This window comes from Streptomyces sp. V4I8 (assembly GCF_041261225.1).
In the GTDB taxonomy this organism is placed as follows: domain Bacteria; phylum Actinomycetota; class Actinomycetes; order Streptomycetales; family Streptomycetaceae; genus Streptomyces.
Genome location: NZ_JBGCCN010000001.1, coordinates 1,764,786 through 1,786,017, shown reverse-complemented (window position 1 = coordinate 1,786,017; position 21,232 = coordinate 1,764,786). Strand labels below are relative to the sequence as shown.

Annotated in this window: 19 protein-coding genes; 9 read left to right on the top strand and 10 right to left on the bottom strand. The window is 71.8% G+C overall.

Annotated elements, in window-relative coordinates; translation table 11 throughout:
- Positions 1–17: 17 nt before the first annotated feature.
- Positions 18–572, top strand: coding sequence for a peptide deformylase (def, locus tag ABIE67_RS08035; protein ID WP_370255596.1), 555 nt, complete (start codon positions 18–20; stop codon positions 570–572).
- Positions 573–652: 80 nt separating this feature from the next.
- Here def and ABIE67_RS08030 read toward each other — a convergent pair whose 3' ends face one another.
- A complete protein-coding gene (locus ABIE67_RS08030) occupies positions 653–1,297 on the bottom strand; it encodes a TetR family transcriptional regulator (protein WP_370255595.1) in 645 nt (214 codons plus the stop codon).
- 181 nt (positions 1,298–1,478) lie between these two features.
- Between ABIE67_RS08030 and ABIE67_RS08025 the strand changes: the two genes are divergently transcribed.
- A complete protein-coding gene (locus ABIE67_RS08025) occupies positions 1,479–2,711 on the top strand; it encodes an acyl-CoA dehydrogenase family protein (RefSeq protein WP_370255594.1) in 1,233 nt (410 codons plus the stop codon).
- A 320-nt stretch (positions 2,712–3,031) separates the two neighbouring features.
- Here the strand turns inward: ABIE67_RS08025 and ABIE67_RS08020 are convergent, their stop codons facing one another.
- From ABIE67_RS08020 to ABIE67_RS08000, 5 genes are all read right to left on the bottom strand, one after another.
- Entirely contained in the window at positions 3,032–3,268 is a 237-nt protein-coding gene (locus tag ABIE67_RS08020) for a DUF6213 family protein (RefSeq protein ID WP_234762360.1), read from the bottom strand.
- A 25-nt stretch (positions 3,269–3,293) separates the two neighbouring features.
- Positions 3,294–4,688, bottom strand: coding sequence for an NADP-dependent succinic semialdehyde dehydrogenase (locus tag ABIE67_RS08015; RefSeq protein WP_370255593.1), 1,395 nt, complete (start codon positions 4,686–4,688; stop codon positions 3,294–3,296).
- 76 nt (positions 4,689–4,764) lie between these two features.
- Positions 4,765–5,238 (bottom strand): NUDIX domain-containing protein, encoded by a 474-nt coding sequence (locus tag ABIE67_RS08010; protein ID WP_370255592.1) that lies wholly within the window; start codon positions 5,236–5,238, stop codon positions 4,765–4,767.
- Positions 5,239–5,254: 16 nt separating this feature from the next.
- Complete coding sequence (locus tag ABIE67_RS08005) at positions 5,255–6,793, bottom strand: ATP-dependent DNA ligase (RefSeq protein WP_370255591.1); 1,539 nt, start codon at positions 6,791–6,793, stop codon at positions 5,255–5,257.
- Positions 6,794–6,921: 128 nt separating this feature from the next.
- Positions 6,922–7,857 carry an NAD(P)/FAD-dependent oxidoreductase gene (locus ABIE67_RS08000; RefSeq protein ID WP_370255590.1) on the bottom strand — a complete coding sequence of 312 codons (936 nt, stop codon included), beginning with the start codon at positions 7,855–7,857 and terminating at the stop codon, positions 6,922–6,924.
- Positions 7,858–7,935: 78 nt separating this feature from the next.
- Between ABIE67_RS08000 and ABIE67_RS07995 the strand changes: the two genes are divergently transcribed.
- The 6 genes from ABIE67_RS07995 to ABIE67_RS07970 all read left to right on the top strand — a co-directional run bounded on the left by ABIE67_RS07995 (position 7,936) and on the right by ABIE67_RS07970 (position 13,267).
- Positions 7,936–8,529 (top strand): helix-turn-helix domain-containing protein, encoded by a 594-nt coding sequence (locus tag ABIE67_RS07995; protein ID WP_370255589.1) that lies wholly within the window; start codon positions 7,936–7,938, stop codon positions 8,527–8,529.
- A gap of 87 nt (positions 8,530–8,616) precedes the next feature.
- Positions 8,617–9,594 carry an NADPH:quinone oxidoreductase family protein gene (locus ABIE67_RS07990; RefSeq protein WP_370255588.1) on the top strand — a complete coding sequence of 326 codons (978 nt, stop codon included), beginning with the start codon at positions 8,617–8,619 and terminating at the stop codon, positions 9,592–9,594.
- Entirely contained in the window at positions 9,591–10,829 is a 1,239-nt protein-coding gene (locus tag ABIE67_RS07985) for an acyl-CoA dehydrogenase family protein (RefSeq protein ID WP_370255587.1), read from the top strand. Before ABIE67_RS07990 ends, ABIE67_RS07985 begins: the two co-directional genes overlap by 4 nt.
- Positions 10,826–11,902, top strand: coding sequence for an acyl-CoA dehydrogenase family protein (locus tag ABIE67_RS07980; protein ID WP_370255586.1), 1,077 nt, complete (start codon positions 10,826–10,828; stop codon positions 11,900–11,902). The genes ABIE67_RS07985 and ABIE67_RS07980 overlap by 4 nt, the downstream gene beginning before the upstream one ends.
- Before the next feature lie 183 nt (positions 11,903–12,085).
- On the top strand, positions 12,086–12,955 hold the full coding sequence (locus ABIE67_RS07975) for a phosphatidylinositol-specific phospholipase C/glycerophosphodiester phosphodiesterase family protein (RefSeq protein WP_370255585.1): 870 nt from the start codon (positions 12,086–12,088) through the stop codon (positions 12,953–12,955).
- A gap of 117 nt (positions 12,956–13,072) precedes the next feature.
- Positions 13,073–13,267 carry a hypothetical protein gene (locus tag ABIE67_RS07970; protein WP_030054027.1) on the top strand — a complete coding sequence of 65 codons (195 nt, stop codon included), beginning with the start codon at positions 13,073–13,075 and terminating at the stop codon, positions 13,265–13,267.
- 3 nt (positions 13,268–13,270) lie between these two features.
- Here the strand turns inward: ABIE67_RS07970 and ABIE67_RS07965 are convergent, their stop codons facing one another.
- Together ABIE67_RS07965 and ABIE67_RS07960 are read right to left on the bottom strand one after the other, a co-directional pair.
- Complete coding sequence (locus tag ABIE67_RS07965; protein ID WP_370255584.1) at positions 13,271–14,506, bottom strand: phosphodiester glycosidase family protein; 1,236 nt, start codon at positions 14,504–14,506, stop codon at positions 13,271–13,273.
- 77 nt (positions 14,507–14,583) lie between these two features.
- Complete coding sequence (locus tag ABIE67_RS07960; protein ID WP_030054024.1) at positions 14,584–14,943, bottom strand: DUF779 domain-containing protein; 360 nt, start codon at positions 14,941–14,943, stop codon at positions 14,584–14,586.
- Between the two features lie 133 nt (positions 14,944–15,076).
- Between ABIE67_RS07960 and ABIE67_RS07955 the strand changes: the two genes are divergently transcribed.
- Positions 15,077–18,241 carry a BTAD domain-containing putative transcriptional regulator gene (locus tag ABIE67_RS07955; RefSeq protein WP_370255582.1) on the top strand — a complete coding sequence of 1,055 codons (3,165 nt, stop codon included), beginning with the start codon at positions 15,077–15,079 and terminating at the stop codon, positions 18,239–18,241.
- A gap of 9 nt (positions 18,242–18,250) precedes the next feature.
- Here the strand turns inward: ABIE67_RS07955 and ABIE67_RS07950 are convergent, their stop codons facing one another.
- Positions 18,251–19,486, bottom strand: a complete 1,236-nt coding sequence (locus ABIE67_RS07950; protein WP_370255581.1) for a cytochrome P450 — start codon at positions 19,484–19,486, stop codon at positions 18,251–18,253.
- Between the two features lie 140 nt (positions 19,487–19,626).
- Entirely contained in the window at positions 19,627–21,171 is a 1,545-nt protein-coding gene (locus ABIE67_RS07945; RefSeq protein WP_370255579.1) for an alpha/beta fold hydrolase, read from the bottom strand.
- Between the last annotated feature and the right edge of the window lie 61 nt (positions 21,172–21,232).

The window sequence follows — 21,232 nt, the reverse complement described above, 5'->3', positions numbered from 1 at the left end:
GCCGTACCCTTGCGGCCATGCGGAAAGCCTCCATTCCGGGCGCGCACGGGCGCGTCCGTCCCCTCACCCTGCTCGGCGACCCGGTGCTGCACGCACCCTGCGAGGAGGTCACCGACTTCGGCCCCGAACTGGCGACGCTGGTGGAGGACTTGTTCGCGACGATGTACGCGGCCCAGGGCGTGGGCCTCGCGGCGAACCAGGTGGGCGAGTCGTCGCGGGTGTTCGTGTACGACTGCCCGGACGACGAGGACGTACGACACCTGGGGCATGTGGTGAACCCGCGGCTGGTGGAGGCCGACGGTGTGGTGATCCGCGGACCGGAGGGTTGCCTGTCCCTGCCGGGCCTGGAGGCGGGCACTGAGCGGTACGACCATGCGGTGGTCGAGGGGTTCACGATGACGGGCGAGCCGGTCACCATCCATGGCACTGGGTTCTTCGCACGCTGCCTCCAGCACGAGTGCGACCACTTGGAGGGACGGCTGTACGCGGACCGCGTGACGGGTTGGCGCCACAGACGCTTGATGCGACAGGTGACGCGAGCTTCTTGGCGCAGGCCGGGCCCACCCACCTAGGGGCGCGGGGCTGTGTCAATTTGCGGCTCCGCCGCGTGGGCGCGATCAGCCCCCGCCCGCACGCACCCGGTACCCAACCGTCAGAACCCCGGACCGCCCATCTTGTCCCCGGCGGCAGCCAACCGCCCCCACAAAAGGTCGGCCAGACTGCGCACCAACTCCGCCCGCGAACAAGGCCGTTCCCCCAGCCACCAGTCCCCGGCCGCATGCATCATCCCGACTATCCCGTGCCCCCACACCCGAGCAAGCTGCTGACTCCCCGGCCCGAGATCCAGCCGATCCCCGATGACGGTGGCCAGTTCCTCGCCCATCCTGCGGAGCAACGGCGCCGAGTGCTTGCCGACGTCGAACCCCTGGTCCCCCACCTGGCTCCCCTCCGCCGGATGCATCAGAAACCGATACACCTGCGGCCGGGCCTCGATGGCGGCGAGGTACGTGTCCAATGTGGCCTCGACGCGCTCACGCCGGTCCGCGGGAGCGTCCAACGCCGCCCGCAGTGAGTCCAGCAACGCATCCGTGTGCCTCTTGGCCAACGCGGCGTAAAGTCCACCCTTGTCGCCGAAGTGCCGATACAGAATCGGCTTCGTAATGCCCGCCTCCGCCGCGATCGCGTTCATCGAGGCCTGTGGGCCGTCGCGGAGCACCACCTTGTCGGCGGCCTCCAGCAGCTCGCGCCGACGGCGGTCGGCGGACCGCTGTTGCTCGGTCCGCTGTGTGGTGTCCATGAGCTCTCCCCACCCGTGGTGAATCGATGACGCCTGCGCAAACTAACACTCAACCTGCCGCAATCATCGAACGGGCTGCCGACCGGGCATAGCGAGTTGACTTTACCTACCCATGAGTAACAAACTAGGGTTACCGCTAGTAACAAGCATGCAGGCATGCACGAACGCCGCTGGAGGGGACATGGCCGAGTTCACCATGGAGCTCAATGACGAACAGAAGGAGGTCCGGGACTGGCTGCACGGATTCGCCGCCGATGTGATCCGCCCCGCGGCCGCCGAATGGGACGAGCGTGAGGAGACTCCCTGGCCGGTCATCCAGGAGGCCGCGAAGGTCGGCATCTACTCGCTCGATTTCTACGCCCAGCAGTACTTCGACCAGACCGGCCTCGGCATTCCGATGGCGATGGAGGAGCTGTTCTGGGGGGATGCGGGGATCGCCCTGTCGATCGTCGGCACCGGCCTCGCCGCCGTCGGTGTCCTGGCCAACGGCACCGAGGAGCAGATCGGCACCTGGGTGCCCCAGATGTACGGCGACGCCAATGATGTCAAGCTCGCCGCGTTCTGCTCCTCCGAGCCCGACGCCGGCTCCGACGTGGCCTCGATGCGGACGCGTGCCGTGTACGACGAGGCCAAGGACGAGTGGGTGATCAACGGCACGAAGACCTGGGCGACCAACGGCGGTATCGCCAACGTCCACGTGGTCGTCGCGGTCGTCGACCCGGAGCTGGGCTCCAAGGGCCACGCCTCCTTCATCATCCCGCCGAACACGCCGGGCCTGGCCCAGGGCCAGAAGTTCAAGAAGCACGGCATCCGCGCCTCGCACACCGCCGAGGTCATCCTGGACAACGTGCGGGTGCCGGGCTCCTGTCTGCTGGGCGGCAAGGAGAAGCTGGACGAGCGGCTGGCGCGGGCGCGTGAGCGGGCCAAGGCGGCGGGCGGTGGCGAGCGCGTGAAGAACGCGGCGATGGCCACGTTCGAGGCTTCGCGGCCGGCCGTCGGTGCGATGGCCGTCGGTACGGCCCGTGCCGCGTACGAGGTCGCCCTCGACTACGCGATGACGCGTGAGCAGTTCGGACGGCCGATCATCGACAACCAGGGTGTGGCCTTCCAGCTGGCCGAGATGCGGACGAACATCGACGCGGCGCGGCTGCTGGTGTGGCGGGCGTCCTGGATGGCGATCAACGGGAAGCCGTTCACGGCGGCCGAGGGGTCGATGTCGAAGCTGTTCGCGAGCGAGACGGCGAAGAAGGTCACGGCCCAGGCGATACAGATTCTCGGTGGCAACGGCTACACGCGGGAGTACCCGGTGGAGCGGATGCACCGGGACAGCGCGATCTACACGATCTTCGAGGGGACGAGTGAGATCCAGCGGCTGGTGATCGCGCGTACGTTGTCGGGTATGTCGATTCGGTAGCGCCGTGGGGGCTTCTGCGCGACGCGGGCTGCGGGCGGGTTCGTGGCCGGTCGCGCAGTTCCCCGCACCCCTGGGGCGCTGCCCTGGGCCGCGATGCCGGGTTGACGGAGGACTTCGATGATGGCAACTCCGTCGTATCGCTGACCGCCGGTGGTGAGGCCGGCCGCCGGGCCTTCCTCCGTCGTGCACAGGAGTACGCCCGTTTGCTCCAGGCCTACGAGGACCAGTTCTGGTCAACGCCGCGCGGGCCATCCCCTTAGGGGCGCGGGGAACTGCGAGACCAGCCACACGCCACCCGCACCCGGCACTGAACCGAACCCCTACGGCGCACTCCCACTGCTGTGCGCGATGCACGCCACATCAATCCGATCCGCAAGCTTCGCCAGCTCGATGGTCAACGCCGCCACCGTGTCCTCATCGAGCCCGTCCTCCCCGGCCTCGACAAGGTGCAGCCACCGCCCACCCACGGTCCGCAGCAGCTTGCTCACATCGGCGGCAGCCACCTGCAAGGTCCCGCGGTCGTCGACGATCAGCGGTAGAGTAACTTCGCGGTTCACACCCGGGATCGTATCCGCGCAGCGCTCACGCACCCTGCCAAACCGTAGTGATGTTGCAGAACTCGCGGATTCCGTGCCCGGACAGCTCACGCCCGTATCCGGACCGCTTCACTCCGCCAAACGGGAACGCCGGATGGGACGCCGTCATCCCGTTGACGTACACACTTCCGGCCTCCAGATCCCGTACGAACCGGTCGACCTCGGCCTCGTCCCGCGTCCACACATTGGAACTCAGCCCGAACGGCGAGTCGTTCGCGATGAGCACCGCCTCGTCCAGGTCACCCGCCCGGTACAGCGTGGCGACCGGTCCGAAGGCCTCCTCGCGGTGGATCCGCATCTCGCGGGTGATGTCGGCGAGCACGGTGGGCGGGTAGTACCAGCCGGGCAGCTCGGGCCGGCGCAGCTCGTGGCCGCCGCACAGGAGGGTCGCGCCGGCGCGCTTGGCGTCGTCGACCAGCTCCTCCAGGTCCGTCCGCCCCTGTTCGCTCGACAGCGGGCCGACGTCCGTCTCCTCCTGCATCGGGTCGCCGACCGTCAGCGCCTTCATGCCCTCGACGAACCGTTCGGCGAAGGCGTCGTAGACGTCGGTGTGCACGATGAACCGCTTGGCGGCGATGCAGGACTGCCCGGTGTTCTGAACGCGCGCGGTCACCGCGATCTGCGCGGCGCGGTCCAGGTCGGCCGACGGCATGACGACGTACGGGTCGCTCCCGCCCAGTTCCAGCACCGTCTTCTTGATCATCTCCCCGGCGGTGGCGGCGACCGCACGGCCCGCGGGCTCGCTGCCGGTCAGGGTGGCCGCCTTGACGCGGTCGTCGCGCAGGATCTCGTCGACCTGTCCGGAGCCGATGAGCAGGGTCTGGAAGCAGCCCTCGGTGTAGCCCGCGCGGTGGAACAGGTCCTCCAGGTAGAGGGCGGTCTGGGGGACGTTCGAGGCGTGCTTGAGGAGGCCGACGTTGCCGGCCATCAGCGCCGGGGCCGCGAAGCGGATCACCTGCCAGAGCGGGAAGTTCCACGGCATCACCGCGAGCACCGGGCCCAGCGGCCGGTACCGCACCAGGATCCGCGAGGCGCCGGAGTCCTTCACGTCGGACTCGGCCGGCTCCTCGTCGGCGAGCAGTTCCTCGGCGCGGTCGGCGTACCAGCGCATCGCCTTGGCGCACTTGGCGACCTCCGCGCGGGACTGCTTGATGGGCTTGCCCATCTCGGTGGTCATCACCCGGGCGATGTCCTGCTGGTCCTCTTCCAGGAGATTCGCGGCCTGGAGCAGCAGCCGGCCGCGGTCTACGAAGCTGGTCGTCCGGTACGTGCGGAACGTGGCCTCGGCGAGCTGGAGCCTGCGCTCGATCTCCTCGGTACCCATGGCCTCGTACGTCTTGAGCGTCTCGCCGTTCGCCGGGTTCACCGTTGCGATGGGCATGACCGACCTCCTGGAAGCGGGCTGATGCTTCGACCTTCGCGCGCGGCGGTGGCTACCGCAACGCGTGTACGGCCGCTCAGGCCGAGTGCTCCGCCAGCCGGTCGAGAAACGCGGCCTGGGCCTTGACGATGATCTCGCGCGCCCGGTCGACGCCCAGCCACTCCACCCGGTCCAGCTCCGGGAACTCCTGGCTCCGGCCCGAGCGTGGTGGCCACTCCATACGGAACGTGCCGGGCACGACCGTCGCCGGATCGAGGTCGGCCTCGACCGCCCACGCCGTGACGATCTTGCCGTTGGTCTGCTTGACCTCGCCGAGCGGTACGGCCGCCCCGTCGGGCGGCGCCAGTCCCAGCTCCTCCTGGAACTCGCGGCGGGCGGCCTCCCAGGCGGGTTCGTCGGGTTCGTACTCGCCCTTCGGGACCGTCCACGCCCCGGCGTCCTTCTTGGCGAAGAACGGGCCGCCCATGTGGCCGAGCAACACCTCCAGGCCGTCAGCGGTGCGGCGGAAGAGGAGCAGTCCGGCACTGCGCTTCCCCTGGGACGACGTCACGGCTTCACCTCTGTGGTCACGGCTTCACCTCGGGGTGGGCGGCGAGCAGGATCTCGACCGTGTCGGCCTCCTCCGGTCGCTTGTCCTCGCGATAGCGGACCACGCGCGCGAAGCGGAGCGTCACGCCGGCCGGGTAGCGGGTGGAGCGCTGCAGGCCGTCGTAGGCGATCTCGACGACGAGTTCGGGGCGTACGGTCACCCCCCAGCCCTCGGTCTCCACGGCCAGCTCCTGGAGGCGCTCGGTCTGCCAGGCCAGCATCGTGTCGGTCATGCCCTTGAAGGTCTTGCCGAGCATGGCGAAGCCGCCGTCCGCCGTGCGGGCCCCGAGGTGGAGGTTGGAGAGCTTGCCGGTCCTGCGGCCATGGCCCCATTCGGCGGCCAGCACGACGAGGTCGAGGGTGTGGACGGGCTTGACCTTCAGCCAGGAGGCGCCGCGCCGGCCCGCGCTGTAGGGGGCGTCGAGCGCCTTGACGACGACGCCCTCGTGGCCGCGTTCCAGGGTCTCGGCGAGGAAGCCCTCGGCCTGAGGGAGGTCGTCGGGGCCGGACACCAGGGTGCGGCGCACCCGCATCGGCTCGGGGACCAGCCGGGCCAGTTCCGCGTGCCGCTGCGCGAAGGGCAGGTCGAGCAGGTCGTGGTCGTCGACGGACAGGGCGTCGAAGAAGACGGGGGAGACGGGGACCTCCTTGGCAGCCGTCGCCACGTCCACGCGGGAGCCGACGCGGCCGGCGGTCTCCTGGAAGGAACGGGGGCGGCCCGCGGCGTCGAAGGCGATGACCTCGCCGTCCAGAATGAAGCGTTCGCCACTCAACTCCCTTGCCGTCGCCGTGAGTTCCGGGAGGCGATCGGTGATGTCGTCCAGGGTGCGGGTGTAGACCCGTACGGTGTCGCCGTCGCGGTGCAGCTGGACGCGGATGCCGTCCAGCTTCTCCTCGACGGCGCAGGCGTCGAGCTTGTCGACCGCCTCCGCCACCGACGAGGCGCTGTGCGCCAGCATCGGCAGCACCGGGCGGCCGACGGTGAGCCGGAAGCGGGCGAGGGCGGCGGGGCCGTCGGCGAGCAGGGCCTCGGCGACCGTCTGGAGCGACCCGGCGAGCATCACCGCCCGCCGTACGTCCGCCGACGGCGCCTCGGTCGCCTGGGCCAGCCCCTCCACCGCCACGGCGTCCAGGGCGCCCTGCCGCACCTCGCCGGTGATCAGCCCGAAGAGGAAGCGCTGCTCGTCCTCCGTGGCCGCACCCATCAACTCGCCTACCAGACGGGTCCGTTCCGCCTGGGACCCGGTGCCGGTCACCTTGCCCAGCTCCGTGAGGCGGGCGTCCACCGCGGCCACGGTGAGGGTCGGCTCGACGGCCGGGGCGACCGGGCGGCTCAGCACCTTCCAGCCGATGCCGAGCCGGCCCTGAGGGAGGCGTCCCGCCAGATAGGGGATGACGATCGGCACGTCGTCCGCCTCGGCGTCCCGGAAGAGTTCCGCCAGCAGAGCGATCTTCCGGGAGCGGGCCGAGGTCGCGGCGACCTCCTGGGACACCTGGGCCAGTCGGGTCAGCAGCATGCAGCCATGGTGCGGTGCGCTCCGCTGGATTACACGCCGACGAACGGGTCGTCTTTCGTCTGCGGGTGCGTTGTGGCTGGTCGCGCCCACGCGGCGGAGCCGCATATCGATACAGCCCCGCGCCCCTTTTACGGCGTTGCATCGAGGTCGGCGAACAGTAGCTCTCCGTTGATGAACGCCCCCGCCCGGTAGCCGCCCGCCGCCGCGTTGATGACCTGCTCGGCGAAGGCCATGGCGTTGCCTACCGCCCAGACACCTGGCACGGAGGTGAGCCCGGTCGGGTCGACCACCGGATACGCGCCGAAGGGCGTCTCCTGGAACTCGGCGCCGAGCTTCTCCAGCAACCCGGTCTGCGGCACCGCGCGCGGCGCGACGAAGAGCACGTCGCGTGCGTGTTCCGTGCCGTCGGCCAGACGTACGCCCGTCAGCCGGTCGTCCTCGGTCACCAGCCCGGCCACCTCGCCGGGCACCACCTTCACCCCGGCCGCCCCGAGCCTGCGCACGTCGTCGTCCGAGAGGTCCGATTCGGCGACCTGGTGCAGGAAGAACGTCACGTCCTTCGACCACTGCGACACCATGAGCGCCTGGTGCACGCTCATCGGCGTGGTCGCCAGCACGCCGAAGGCCCGGTCGCGGACCTCCCAGCCGTGGCAGTACGGGCAGTGCAGTACATCCCGGCCGAAGTGCTCGGCGACGCCGGGGACGTCCGGGAGCTCGTCCTTGAGGCCGGTGGCGATGACGAGACGCCGGGCCCGTACGGTACGGCCGCTCTCCAGCGCTACGGTGAAGTCCGCACCGCGCGTGACGTCCACGGCCCGGTCCCGGACCAGCTCGACGCCGTACCGCGCGATCTCCTCGCGTCCGACGGCCAGGAACTCGGCGGGCGGCATGCCGTCCCGGGACAGGTAGCCCTGCATATGGGCGGCCGGTGCGTTGCGTGGTTCGCCGGCGTCGACGACCAGGGTGCGGCGCCGGGCGCGGCCCAGGACGAGGGCGGCGGACAGGCCCGCGGCGCCGCCTCCTACGACGACCACTTCGTACGAGTCGGTGTTGTTCTCGGTCATGGTGACCACCTCCACCGAGACAGTCGCGCGGTCCTTACCGCATTGACAAATGTCTTTGCCGAAACTGCAATGACCGTCATGAGTGATGACAACCGTGACGACGACATGGACACGGTGCTCGCGGAGGTCGGACCACGGCTGCGGCGGATCCGCAAGGAGCGGGGGGCGACGCTGGCCGGTCTGTCCGAGGCGACCGGCATCTCGGTGAGCACCCTCTCCAGGCTGGAGTCGGGGCTGCGCAAGCCCAGTCTGGAACTGCTGCTGCCGATCGCGCGAGCGCACGAGGTGGCGCTGGACGAACTGGTGGCCGCGCCCGTGGTGCGCGATCCCCGGGTACGGGCCGAGCCGATCAGGCGGCACGGGCGCACGTACTGGCCGCTGACCCGGCAGCCCGGCGGCCTTCAGGCCTTCAAGGTGCTGGTGCCGCAGGAGAAGGCCGAGCCGGAACCGCGGACCCATGAGGGGTACGAGTGGCTGTATGTGATGGCGGGGAGGCTGAGGATGGTCCTGGGCGATCACGACATCGTGCTGACCGCGGGGGAGGCCGTCGAGTTCGACACCCGGGTCCCGCACTGGTTCGGGTCGACGGGGGAGGGGCCGGTGGAGTTCCTCAGTCTGTTCGGGCCGCAGGGGGAGCGGATGCATGTGCGGGCGCGACCCAAGCGGTCGTGACGCATCTGGCTGTTCCCTGAATGGCAAGCGACCGCTTAGTATGCGAAGCGACCCCGGTCAGACGAAGCAGTCCCGTGGAGGCACCGCATGCAGGCATGGCAAGTGCACGAGAACGGCGAGCCGAGCGAGGTGATGCGGCTCGACGAGATCGAGACGCCCACGCCCGGTGACGGCCAGGTCCTGCTGAAGGTGCGTGCCGCGAACATCAACTTCCCGGACGCCCTGCTGTGCCGGGGCCACTACCAGGTCAGGCCGCCGCTGCCCTTCACGCCGGGCGTGGAGATCTGCGGCGAGACCGAGGACGGGCGCCGCGTCCTCGCTAATCCCGCCCTGCCGTACGGCGGCTTCGCCGAGTACGCCGTCGCGGACGCCGCCGCTGTCCTGCCCGCGCCCGACGCCCTGGACGACGCCGAGGCCGCCGCCCTGCACATCGGGTACCAGACGGGCTGGTTCGGTCTGCACCGCCGGGCCGGGCTGGAAGCCGGTGAGACGCTGCTGGTCCACGCTGCCGCTGGAGGGGTCGGCAGTGCGGCCGTGCAGCTCGGGAAGGCGGCCGGCGCGCGGGTCATCGGTGTCGTGGGCGGCGCCGACAAGGCCGCCGTCGCCCGGGAGCTGGGCTGCGACGTCGTGATCGACCGGCGCGGCGAGGACGTTATCGCGGCCGTGAAGGAGGCCACCGGCGGCCGGGGCGCCGACGTCATCTACGACCCCGTCGGCGGCGAGGCGTACGCCCAGTCCGCCAAGGTCGTCGCCTTCGAGGGCCGGATCGTCGTCGTGGGCTTCGCCAGCGGATCGATCCCCAGCCCGGCGCTCAACCACGCCCTGGTGAAGAACTACTCGATCCTCGGCCTGCACTGGGGCCTGTACAACACCAAGAACCCGAAGCTGATCCAGCACTGCCACGAACAGCTCACCGAGCTGGCCGCCCGGGGCGCGATCAAGCCGCTGGTGAGCGAACGCGTACCGCTGGCCGGCGCCGCGGCCGCCGTACAGCGCGTCGCCGACGGCCTCACCACCGGGCGCGTCGCCGTGATCCCGGGTCTCACCGAAGGAGGAGCGGCATGACCGACGCCGCCGAACTGCGCCGCCGTACGGCGGAGTTGCTGGCCGCTCACCCGCCCACCCGTCTCCCACCACCGCCCTCAACCGAGGGCCCTGCGGGCCCGCCCCCCTCAACTGCCACCACCGACCGACTGGACTTCCTGCGCGCCCGCTTCGACGCGGGCCTGGCGTGGGTGCACTACCCGGAGGGCCTCGGCGGGCTCGGCGCGCCCCGCTCCCTCCAGGTCGTCGTGGACGCCGAGCTGGAGGCCGCGGGCGCGCCCGACAACGACCCCCGGCGCATCGGGATCGGCCTCGGCATGGCCGCCCCGACGGTCCTCCAGTACGGCACCGAGGAGCAGAAGCGGCGCTATCTGCGGCCGCTGTGGACCGGCGAGGAGGTCTGGTGCCAGCTCTTCAGCGAGCCGGGCGCCGGATCCGACCTGGCCGCGCTGGGCACCCGGGCCGTACGGGAGGGCGACGACTGGGTCGTCAACGGGCAGAAGGTGTGGACGTCCAGCGCCCACGTCGCCCGCTGGGCCATCCTCATCGCCCGCACCGATCCGGACGTGCCCAAGCACGCGGGCATCACCTACTTCATCTGCGACATGACCGACCCCGGCGTCGAGGTCCGGCCGCTGCGGCAGATCACCGGTGAGGCCGAGTTCAACGAGGTCTTCCTCACCGACGTCCGCATCCCGGACTCCCGCCGCCTGGGCGAGATCGGCGACGGCTGGCGGGTCGCGCAGACCACGCTGAACAACGAACGCGTCGCGATCGGCGGCATGCGGCTGCCCCGCGAGGGCGGCATGATCGGCCCGATCTCCAAGACCTGGCGTGAACGCCCCGAACTGCGCACCCACGATCTGCACCAGCGGCTGCTGAAGCTGTGGGTCGAGGCCGAGGTCGCCCGCCTCACCGGCGAGCGGCTGCGCCAGCAGCTCGTCGCGGGCCAGCCCGGCCCCGAGGGCGCCGGCATGAAGCTCGCGTTCGCCCGGCTCAACCAGGAGATCAGCGGCCTGGAGGTCGAACTCCACGGCGAAGAGGGCCTGTTGTACGACGACTGGACCATGCGCCGCCCGCAGCTCGTGGACTTCACCGGCCGCGACGCGGGCTACCGCTACCTCCGCTCCAAGGGCAACAGCATCGAGGGCGGGACCAGCGAGGTCCTGCTGAACATCGTCGCCGAGCGCGTCCTGGGCCTGCCCGCCGAGCCGCGCACCGACAAGGACGTCGCCTGGAAGGACCTGGCCCGATGACCGACCTGCTGTACTCGGAGGAGGAAGAGGCGCTGCGGGCGGCCGTACGGGACCTGCTCGCCGACCACTGCGACGCGCCCGGTGTCATCGCGCGCACCGAGACGGACACCCCGCACGACCGGGAGGCATGGAAGGCCCTCGCCGACGGCATGGGCCTCGCGGGGCTCCTGGTCCCGGAGGAGAAGGGCGGTCAGGGTGCCACGCACCGCGAGGTCGCCGTCGTACTGGAGGAGTTGGGGCGCGCGGTCGCGCCGGTGCCGTATCTGACGAGCGCTGTCGTGGCCACCGAGGCGCTGCTCGCCTGCGAGGCCGAAGGGGGTCTGCTCGCCGAGCTGGCGTCCGGGCGGAAGATCGGCGCCCTCGCCGTCGCGCTGAACGTCGCCCCGGGCGGCGCCTACAAGGTCGTACGGCTTGAAAGCGGCTTCCTGCACGGGGAGTTGACCGGTGTCGCGGACGCGGCCGCCGCCGATGTGCTGCTCGTGCCCGCGGACGACGGCGGGCTGTACGCGGTCGACGCCGACGCCGTGGCCGTCACCCCGCAGGCGTCCCTGGACCTCACCCGGCCCGTGGCGACGCTCACCCTGGACGGGGCGCCGGCCCGTCTGCTGGGGGACGCCGAGCCCGCCGTACGACGTGCCCTGCGGGCCGGGGCCGGGCTGCTCGCCTCCGAGCAACTCGGGGTCGCCGAATGGACGTTGACCGAGACGGTCCGCTATCTGAAGGACCGCAAGCAGTTCAACCGGCCCGTCGGCGGCTTCCAGGCCCTCAAGCACCGGCTCGCCCAGCTGTGGCTGGAGGTCGTCAACCTGCGCGCGGCCGCCCGCAACGCCGCCGACGCACTGGCCGGCGGTCACGACGCCGATCTGGCGGTCGCCGTCGCCCAGTCCTACGCGGCGCCCGTCGCCGTGCACGCCGCCGAGGAGGCCGTGCAGTTGCACGGCGGTATCGGGATGACCTGGGAGCACCCGGCGCATCTGTATCTGAAGCGGGCCAAGGCCGACTCCATCGCCTACGGCACGGCGGGCGCCCACCGTGCGGCACTGGCCGAACTCGTCGACCTCCAGGCTCCCTGACGTACACCTGAGCGAAGCACGCGGAGCCCGCCCCACCTGGGGCGGGCTTTTCGGTGTGCACGCCTCCGGCGAAGTGAACACCCGGCGGCGGTCCAGCCAACTCACCGCACAGCTCTGCTCTTCGGGCCCTTCGGAATCGCATACTCGCAGCGGTTCCATCCGGCCCTACCAGGGAGGCAGAGCATGGCCCTCACCACCCGTCGCAGAGCCCTCACCACCCTCGGCGCCGCCCTCGCGGGCACGGTCGCCCTGCCCGCCACCCAAGCGCTCGCGAGCGAACGCAAGCACGGCCCGCACCCGTTGTGGCGGGCGCACGCCCACAACGACTACGAGCACCCCCGGCCCCTCCTCGACGCCCTCGACCACCGCTTCGGCAGCCTCGAAGCCGACATCTACCTGGTCGGCGGCCAACTCCTCGTCGCCCACGACCCCGAGGACCTCGACCCCACCCGCACCCTGGAGTCCCTCTACCTCGACCCGCTGGCCGCCCGCGTCCGGGCCAACCACGGTTCCGTGTACCGGGGACACCGCAGGCCGGTCCAGCTGCTCATCGACATCAAGACCGAGGGCGTGTCGACGTACCTCGAACTCGACCGGCATCTGAAGCGCTACAAGCACCTGTTCACGACGTACGCACACGGGCGGGTGCTCCCCGGCGCGGTCACCGCCGTCATCTCCGGCGACCGCGCGGCCCGTACGCCGATGGAGGCCCAGACCGTCCGCCGGGCCTTCTACGACGGCCGCCTCACCGACCTCGGCAGCTCGGCGCCCGCCTCCTTCGTCCCGCTGATCAGCGACAACTGGACCCTCAACTTCACCTGGCTCGGCGTGGGCGCCTTCCCGGACGCCGAGCGGCGCAAGCTGCGCGGCATCGTCCGGACGGCCCACTCCCGAGGGCAGAAGGTGCGCTTCTGGGCCACGCCGGACGTGGCCGGACCCGCCCGCGACGCGCTGTGGGGCGAACTGCTGGCCGCCGACGTCGACTTCCTCAACACCGACGATCTCGCCGGTCTGGAGGCCTTCCTCGACGCAGCGCCGGGACAGCACACCTAGGGACGGCAGGCAGGACACCACACGTTCGGAGTACGGCTCAGCCGCCCGGACGAACCCTCCGCTACGCCACACTTACGGCCGAACGCCGCGAAGTGGACGTGGCGGAGGAGGTTGACGATGGCCATTTCCATCTCTGTGGTGTTGCTGCTGTTCATCCTTGCGGTGATCTTCGTACGCAACGGCGGGCTGAAGATCAGCCATGCGCTGGTCTGTCTGCTGCTCGGCTTCTACCTGGCCAGCACCAGCATGGCGCCCACCATCAACAGCGGTCTGACGGCCACGGCGGACATCGTCAGCAGCCTCAGACCGTGAGGCTCAGCGGGTCGAGAAGACTCCGATGCCGTTGGGGACGGGGCGTTCCACGCCGTCGGACGGGTGGTTCCGTATGGAGACCGTCGCCGCTCCCGGCGCGCGGGTGACCAGCGTCGACGAACCGCCGCCGTCCAGGCTGAAGGCGTCGGCCGAGCCCAGCTCGCGCATGATGGACGCCACTTCCGCGACGGTCAGACCGGTGCGGTACTCGGGCGCGCTGTCCAGGGCGAGCAGCAGCAGGCGCCGGCCGCCGTCCGCGATGCCCACGGCCGTGCGCACGGCCGAGGCCCTGTCGTCGAGGCCGGGCAACGGCTTCCCGTCGTCGAGAACCGGATAGCCGCCGAGGGCGAAGCGGAACGGGACGCGGGACTTCGCCGCCACCAGCCGGTGCCGTACCGTCACCGGCTCGCCCGCGAAGAACTTCCGCAACCGCTGCGCCCCCGCCTCCCGGCCCACCAGAACGGTCGCGTCCGAGGCGATCGGCCCGCTCCCGGGGGTGTCGGCGGTCGACACGACCCGGCCGCGGCGGACCGTCACCTCGTAGGTGTCGGTGCTGCACGGAGCGGCCCGGTCGGTGTCCGTGCCGCAGGTGGCGCGGACCCGGGAGACGCTGCCCCACTTGGCGGTGAACGCCCCGATGGAGCCCACCGGCAGCGCGTACTGGTTGAGCCCGCCCAGCGGCAGCCGGCCCTCGGGTGTGCGGATCGAGCCGGCGAGGCTCAGGCCGTCCATCCGGGCCCGTCGGTCGACGCCCACGCCGAACACGTCCTGGGTGCTCGTGCCGGGCGGCAGTGCGGGCCCGAAACGCTGGCCGTTCGGCACCGCCGCCTTCAGTGCCCGGCCGCGCGCGATGGCCGGTCCCACACTCGCGCCGGTCACCTGGACGCCCGGGTGCTGGACCTCGCTGATGTTGAAGAAGTCGCCGTTCACGCCCGCGACCGCGCCCTGGGCGGTGGCCTGCTGCGAGACGGTGGCCCGCGCCGCCACCGCCCCCGGATGCAGCAGATCGAGACGCACGCGCGGATTGCGCAGGTCGACGGTCAGGACATGGGCGTGTGCCGTGCCCTTCGCCGCAGCGATGTCGAACTCGTCGTACACGACCCCCGGCGCGATCGGGGTGCCCTGCGCGGCGCCGGCCGGTGCCGCCCCCACCAGGGCCGCACCGGCCAGCGCGCCGAGTGCCGTGAGCAGCGTGAGGGCCGCTCTGGCAGCTCCGAACCGTTTCTGACGACGCGTCACGATTGCCCCCCTGATGTCTCGTCAAATGTCCCAGGACTCGGGGGAAGTGCACCAGACCGCGATGACCTGCGGGGTTGCTAGGCGCCGACGACGCGAGAACGGGTGAGGAAACGCACCCCCTCGGGTGCCTCCAGGGAGAACCCGCTGCCCCGGCCCTCGACGACGTCGACGATCAGCCGGGTGTGGCTCCACGCCTCGTACTGACTGCGCGACATCCAGAACGTCACCGGCTCCGCCACCCCCTCGACGTGCAACTCCGCGAGCAGCACGTCCGAGCCGCCCGTGCGGAACTCGCCCTCCGGGTAGCACATCGGCGCGCTGCCGTCGCAGCAGCCGCCGGACTGGTGGAACATCAGCGGGCCGTGTGTCGCGCGCAGACGGCGCAGCAGATCGGCGGCGGCGGGAGTGAGTTCGACGCGCGGGGTCTCCTCATACATGGCAGCAAGGGCAGCACGGGCAACGTTGCGAGAGGGTTGCACGGTGGCACCCGTTCTGCCTGCGCGGTGGCACCCGTTCTGCCCAACCCTTCCGGTCACCCCCCTGACCACCCGTGATGACTACGCTGCTCGGGTGACCATCGAGCTGACGCTGCTGACGTCCGTCGCCCACCGGGGCAAGGAGATCACCGCGCCCCGCCTGCGCGGGCTGCTGGCGCTGCTCGCCGGGGAGCCGCGAGCCGGATGCGGCACGGGACGGCTCGTGGACGGCCTGTGGCCCGACGAACAGCCGGAGAACCCGACCAAGGCGCTGCAGATCCTGGTCTCGCGGGCCCGGTCGCTCCTCGGTGCGGACGTCATCGCGAGCACACCCACCGGCTACCGCATCGCCCTGCGCGAGGACCAGGTCGACGCCTGGGCCGTCCAACTGCACGCCGCAGCGGGAGGGGAGAAGGCGCGGGCCGGGGACCACCACGGTGCGGTCGCCGAGGCCGAAGCCGGGCTCGCGCTGTGGGACGGCGGCCCTGCGGAAGGGGTCCTTCTCGGCGATCCCCTGGTGGCGCTGCGCCTCGAACTGGGCGCCACACACCTGGCGTTGACGCGCCTGCGGGCGCTTTCGCTGGCCCGCTCGGGGCGCCGCGAGGAGGCGGTGGGGCCGCTCGGCGAGCTGGTGGCCACGCGCCCCCTCGACGAGGAGCCCCTGCTGGAGTTGATGCGCTGCCAGGCGGCCACCGCCGGAGCGGCCGCCGCGCTGGCGACGTACGACAGCTACCGGCGCCGCCTGCGCGACGAGCTCGGCACCGATCCCGGTCCCGCCCTGCAGGAGCTGCACCAGGAGCTGCTGCGCGGCCAGGCGCCCGTGGTGCGGCGCGGGGTGCCGCACGAGCCGAACCCGCTGCTCGGGCGGGAGGCCGACATCGCCGCCGTCACCCGGCTGATCCACCGCTCACGGGTCACGTCGATCATCGGGCCGGGCGGCCTCGGCAAGACACGCCTCGCCAGCGCCGTCGCGCGCGAGGCCGAGCACCGGGTCGTGCATCTGGTGCCGCTCGCCGGTGTCCGCCAGGACGCCGACGTCGCGGGCGAGGTCGCCTCGGCGCTCGGCGTCGGGGAGAGCCTGCGCGCCCCCACCGGCGGCTTCGGGCCGCCCGCCGACGCGCTCGCCGGCATCGTCGGCGCGCTCGGCCCCGGCCCGGCGCTGCTCGTCCTGGACAACTGCGAGCAGGTCGTCTCCGGCGTCGCCGGCCTCGTCCAGGCGCTCGTGTCGACGACCAGGAACGTCAGCGTCCTCACCACCAGCCGCGCCCCGCTCGGACTGTCCTCCGAGACCGTCCACCCGCTGCCCGAGCTGGACCCGGCCACCACAGTCGAGCTGTTCGAACAGCGCGCCCGCGCCGCCCGCCCCGACGCCGAGCTGCCCGCCGAGGCCGTGGCCGACCTGTGCCGCCGCCTCGACGGGCTGCCGCTGGCCACCGAACTCGCCGCCGCCCGGGTCCGGGTGATGTCGGTCGCCGAGATCGCCCGCCGACTGGAGAACCGGTTCGCCCTGCTGCGCGGCGGACCCCGGGACGCGCCCCAGCGGCACCGCACCCTGCACGCCGTCGTCGACTGGAGCTGGAACCTGCTCGAACCGGCGGGCCGCACCGCCCTGCGCGCCCTCGCCGTGTTCCCCGGCGGATTCACCGCCGCCGCGGCCGAACACGTCCTCGCGGACCTCCTCGGCGACGACGACGCCCTGGACGTGCTGGCGGACCTCGTCGACCAGTCCCTGCTCAAGGTGACCGACACCGCGTACGGCAGCCGCTTCCGGATGCTGGAGACCCTACGGGAGTTCGCCGCCGCCCATCGTGAGCGGGCCGGTGAGGACGCGGCCGTCGAGGAGCGGTTCCTGCGCTGGGCGCGGGAGTTCGGGACCGAGTACCACGACGCGCCGTTCGGGCCCGACCCGCTCGCCTCCTGGCACCTCGTCCGCGCCGAGCAGGACAACCTCGTCCAGGCCGTGCGGATCGCGCTCGCCCGCGCGGACGCCGACACCGTCGCCCCGGTCACCGCCGTCCTGGCCGGCCTGTGGACCACCGACGCCAACTACGCCCGCCTGATCGCCCTCACCGAGGACACCGCCGGGCTGCTCTCCCACTACCGGCCCGGCCCCGACTACGTCGAACCGGCCCGCACCGCCGCCGCGCTGACCACCGCCAACATCTTCCTCGGCGTCGGTCCCGGAGCCGTCCGCACCCTCGTCACCCTGCGGCGGCTGCCGCCCGCCCCGCCGGACACCCTCGTCCGCGCCGTCGCGACGGTGCTGTCCGCGCTGCCCGAGGTGCTCGGCGACCACAGCGCCCTGGAGGCCCTGTGCGACAGCGACGCCCCGCTGCTCGCCGGCGTCGCCAACTGCCTGGCCAGCTATGTGTGGCAGAGCGAGCACCAGCCGGACCGGGCCCTGGACGCCGCCCGCCGGATGGTGACGGCCCTCGGTGACCGGAACATCCCCCTGCTCAGGTTCTGGCCCGCCTCACGCGTCGCCGAGCTGTGCCTGCAGACGGAACGGGGCGCCGAGGCCATCGTCCATGTGCGGTCCGCGCTGGAGGCGCTGGAGGAGTACGGCGAGTGGGGCGACCCGATCGGGCTGCGCTGGGGCATGATGCTCGCCAACCTCCAGACCGGGGACCTCGACGCGGCCGAGCACTGGCTCGGGGAGGCACTGCGGCACCAGCCCGACGGTGCGGGCTCCGACGCGTTCATCCCCGACCTGGGCGCCCGCGCCGAGATCGCCCTCGCCCGTGGTGACATCGAGACCGGGCTGGGGCTGTGGCGCCGCGCCGTGGCCCGCCTTGAGCGCGGTCTGAGCCCCGTCTTCGGCGACGACCTCGTCATGGAGCCCTGGGTGCTGGAACTCCAGGCGGTCGCCGTGACCGCCCACGCCCGGCACGGCCGCCTCGACCTCGTCGCAGGCATCGCCGCGGCGCTCCCCGACCGCCTGACCACGCTGCTGACCCGCCCCAAGGTCGCCCCGCACCGGGTGACGGTGGACTTCCCGGTGTGCGGGGCACTGCTGCTCGCCCTCGGGACGGTCGACCTGGCCGCCGGTGCGACGGTGCGGGCCGTACGGCTGCTCGCGCTGGCCGACCGCTTCCGCGCCCTGCGCAACTTCCAGCCGACGATGTCCTCGGCCGTCTCCCGCGAGGCCGCCGCCGACGCCGACAAGGCGGCGTACGAGGACGCGGTGTCCACATACGCCGACCTGGACCCCGCGGCGCTGGGGCAGGCCGTGCTCGCGCTGCTGGGCGGCGGCCGCTGAGGCGGTGGCTCAGAGCGTCACCGGCAGCCGCACCAGGTGGAAGCCGTCGCCGGGCCAGTGCCCGAACTCGACGTCGTCACGGTCCACCGCCAGCTTCGGCGCCTTGGGCCGCCGCACCAGCAGCTCCTCGAACACGACGGCCGTGAGGACCCGGCCCAGCGCCGCGCCGATGCAGTAGTGCGGGCCGTGCCCGAAGGCGAGGTGACCGTCGCCGCGCCCGAACTCCCGCGTGATGTCGAGCCGTTCGGGAGTCTCGTACGCGGCGGGGTCGTGGTTGGCGCCGAACAGTGCGACCGTCACCGCCTCGCCCTTCCTCAGGGGCGTCCCGGCGAACTCGAAGTCCTCGGCCGCGTACAGGGTGGCGCCGATGCGCACCAGCGTGACGTACCGCAGGAGTTCGGGCACGGCGCGGGCGAGCAGCTCCGGCTCGGTGCGCAGCCGCTCCAACTGCTCCGGGTGGTCGAACAGGGCGAGCATCCCGTGGGCGAGGAACAGGGCGGGCGGGGTGATGCCGGTGTTGATCAACAGGAAGAAGGCGGTGACGATCTCGTCGTCGCTCAGCCCGCCGTCCGCCAGCAGTGCCGAGACCAGATCGTCGGCGGGCTCGGCGCGGCGCCGGGCGACCAGGTCCTTGGTGTACTCCACGATGCCGGCCAGCCCCTCGGCGACCCCGCTGCCGTCGCCGTACGCGAAGTCCCTGATCCACGCGCGGACCCGGTCCTGGTCGGCGGCGTCGACCCCGACCAGCTCGCAGATCACGGCCGTGCAGAGCGGGTAGGCGAACTCGTCGAGCAGATCGGCCTGTTCGCGCTCGGAGCGGTCGGACAGGGTGGCGATCAGGTCGCGGGCGGTCTTCTCCACGAAGGGGCGCAGCGCGGACACGCGGCGGGCGGTGAAGGCGCGGGTGAGCGGGCCGCGTCGCCGGGTGTGCTCGTCGCCGTCGAACAGCGCCAGGTGGCCGGACAGGTACGGGACGTACTCCGCCGGGAAGCCCTCCATGCCCTGGGCCAGCAACTCGGCCTGCGGGTCCGGCATCTCGGAGCCACCGGGGACGGAGGAGCGGTCCCGGACCAGACGCGGCTCGGTGAGCGCGGCCCGCACGTCCTCGAAGCGCGTGAGGAGCCGTACCGGCGTGCTCAGGCCCGGCAGGACCGCGTGGCCCAGGCCGGTGCGGGCGCGCAGGTCGGAGTAGCCGCGGACGGGGTCCTCGACGAGTTCGGGGGTGAGGCGCAGGGCGTCGGTCATGGCAGGGGCCTTCCGGTCGTGGACGAGACGGCAGCTCGGGTCGTGGAGTACCGACCCGCGCCCCAGAGCGTGCTGGGGCGCGGCTTCCGCTCGGTTTCACCGCGGTTTCACGGGCGCCGACCGGGTGGGCCGACCACTGCTCAGGCGCCCGGATCGACCGCGGCGCAGCGGCTTCCGTCCTCCGGAACCTTCAGGGCTGTGAGGTAGTCGTCCACCGCGCTACGGGTGCAGTCACTGCGCCCGTAGACACTGTGTCCCGCGCCCTCGTATGTCAGCAGCACGGTCGTCCCCCGGGTCTGCCGGTGCACATTGGTCGCCCACGCGTGGTTGTTCGCCGGGTCGTGGCGGGAGTGCAGCATGAGGATCTTGGGCGCCTCGGTGATGCGCAGGCGGTGCTGCGGGTTGTTCACCTCGTCCGGCCAGCCGACGCAGCCGGCCATCGCGGCATGGACGCGCGGTGAGCCGCGCATGTGCGGTGCCGCCCGCAGTTCGGCCTCGGTCAGACGGGCGAACTCCCGTTGGTTCTTGGGCCGGATGCGCCAGTCCTGGCAGAACACCGCGTAGAAGGCTTCCGCCTTCGTCTGCCGGCCGGTGTCCTCGGCGGCCGGCGCCCTTGATGCGCCCGCCTGTGTTCCGGCGTCGGAACTCCGCCGAGGCTGCGCTTCGAGTCCGGCCACATAGTCGGCGAGCTCGTCCCAGTCCGGGCCGTAGAACGTGTACCTGAACGCGAACAGGGTGATGTCGTTCGCGGAGAGGGTCCGGCCGGGGGTCGCCGGATCCTGGATCTCGCCACGGTCGGCCCGGGCGAGCAGACCGTCCCAGACGGCGGTGACATCCCGGCCGTGCAGTGCGCAGGAGGGCGAGCGGTCGCACCACTTCACGAACTCGTGGAAGGAGTCCTCGGCGGCGACCGCGGAGGAGACCATGAAGTCCCGGGTGCCCAGGCTGTGGTCGATGTTCGCGGTGAGGGCCATGGCCCGGATCCGGTCGCCGTACAGCTCCGCGTACTGCTCGCCGATCAGCGTGCCGTAGGAGTGGCCGAAGTAGTTGAGCTTCTCCTCGCCCAGCGATTTGCGCAGGGCCTCCATGTCCCGGACGACACCGAGTGTGTCGGCGTGGTCGAAGATCGGGCCGCTGTGCCGTCGGCAGTCCTCGCGCAGCTCACGGTTGTAGGCGGCGAGCCGGTCGAACTCGGCCTGGTCGCGGGGGTACGCGGACGGCGCCCGGCCGAGCAGTTCCGTCGAGCACTTCACCGGTTGGCTGCCTCCGACGCCGCGCGGATCGAAGCCGACGATGTCGAATCTGGCCTGGAGGTCTTCGCTGAACTGGGCGGGTGCGCGGGTGAGGGCGAAGTTCACCCCTGAGTCGCCCGGCCCGCCCGGGTTGACCAGGAGCGCGCCGACCCGGCGGTCCGGGTCCGTCGCCTTGCGCCGCGCCACCGCCATGCCGAACTTCTCGCCCGCCGGACGTGCCCAGTCGATGGGCAGCCGTAGGGTGCCGCACTCGGCCGTGGGATGCTCGGGGCACGGCTTCCAGTCGATCTTGGCGGCGGGCGCCGCTGAAGGGCCTGCGGATAAGCGGCTCGGCGTGTCGGCGTCCGCCACGCCGGGGCCGACCACCAGCGCGCCGACCGCCAGCACGCCGGCGGTGAGCGCACCGGTGAGCGCCTTCATCAAGGGTTGCACAGAGCTCCTCCTGGTACTCCTGATACTTCGCGGACCACGGAACACAGGAGTGGCCACTCCT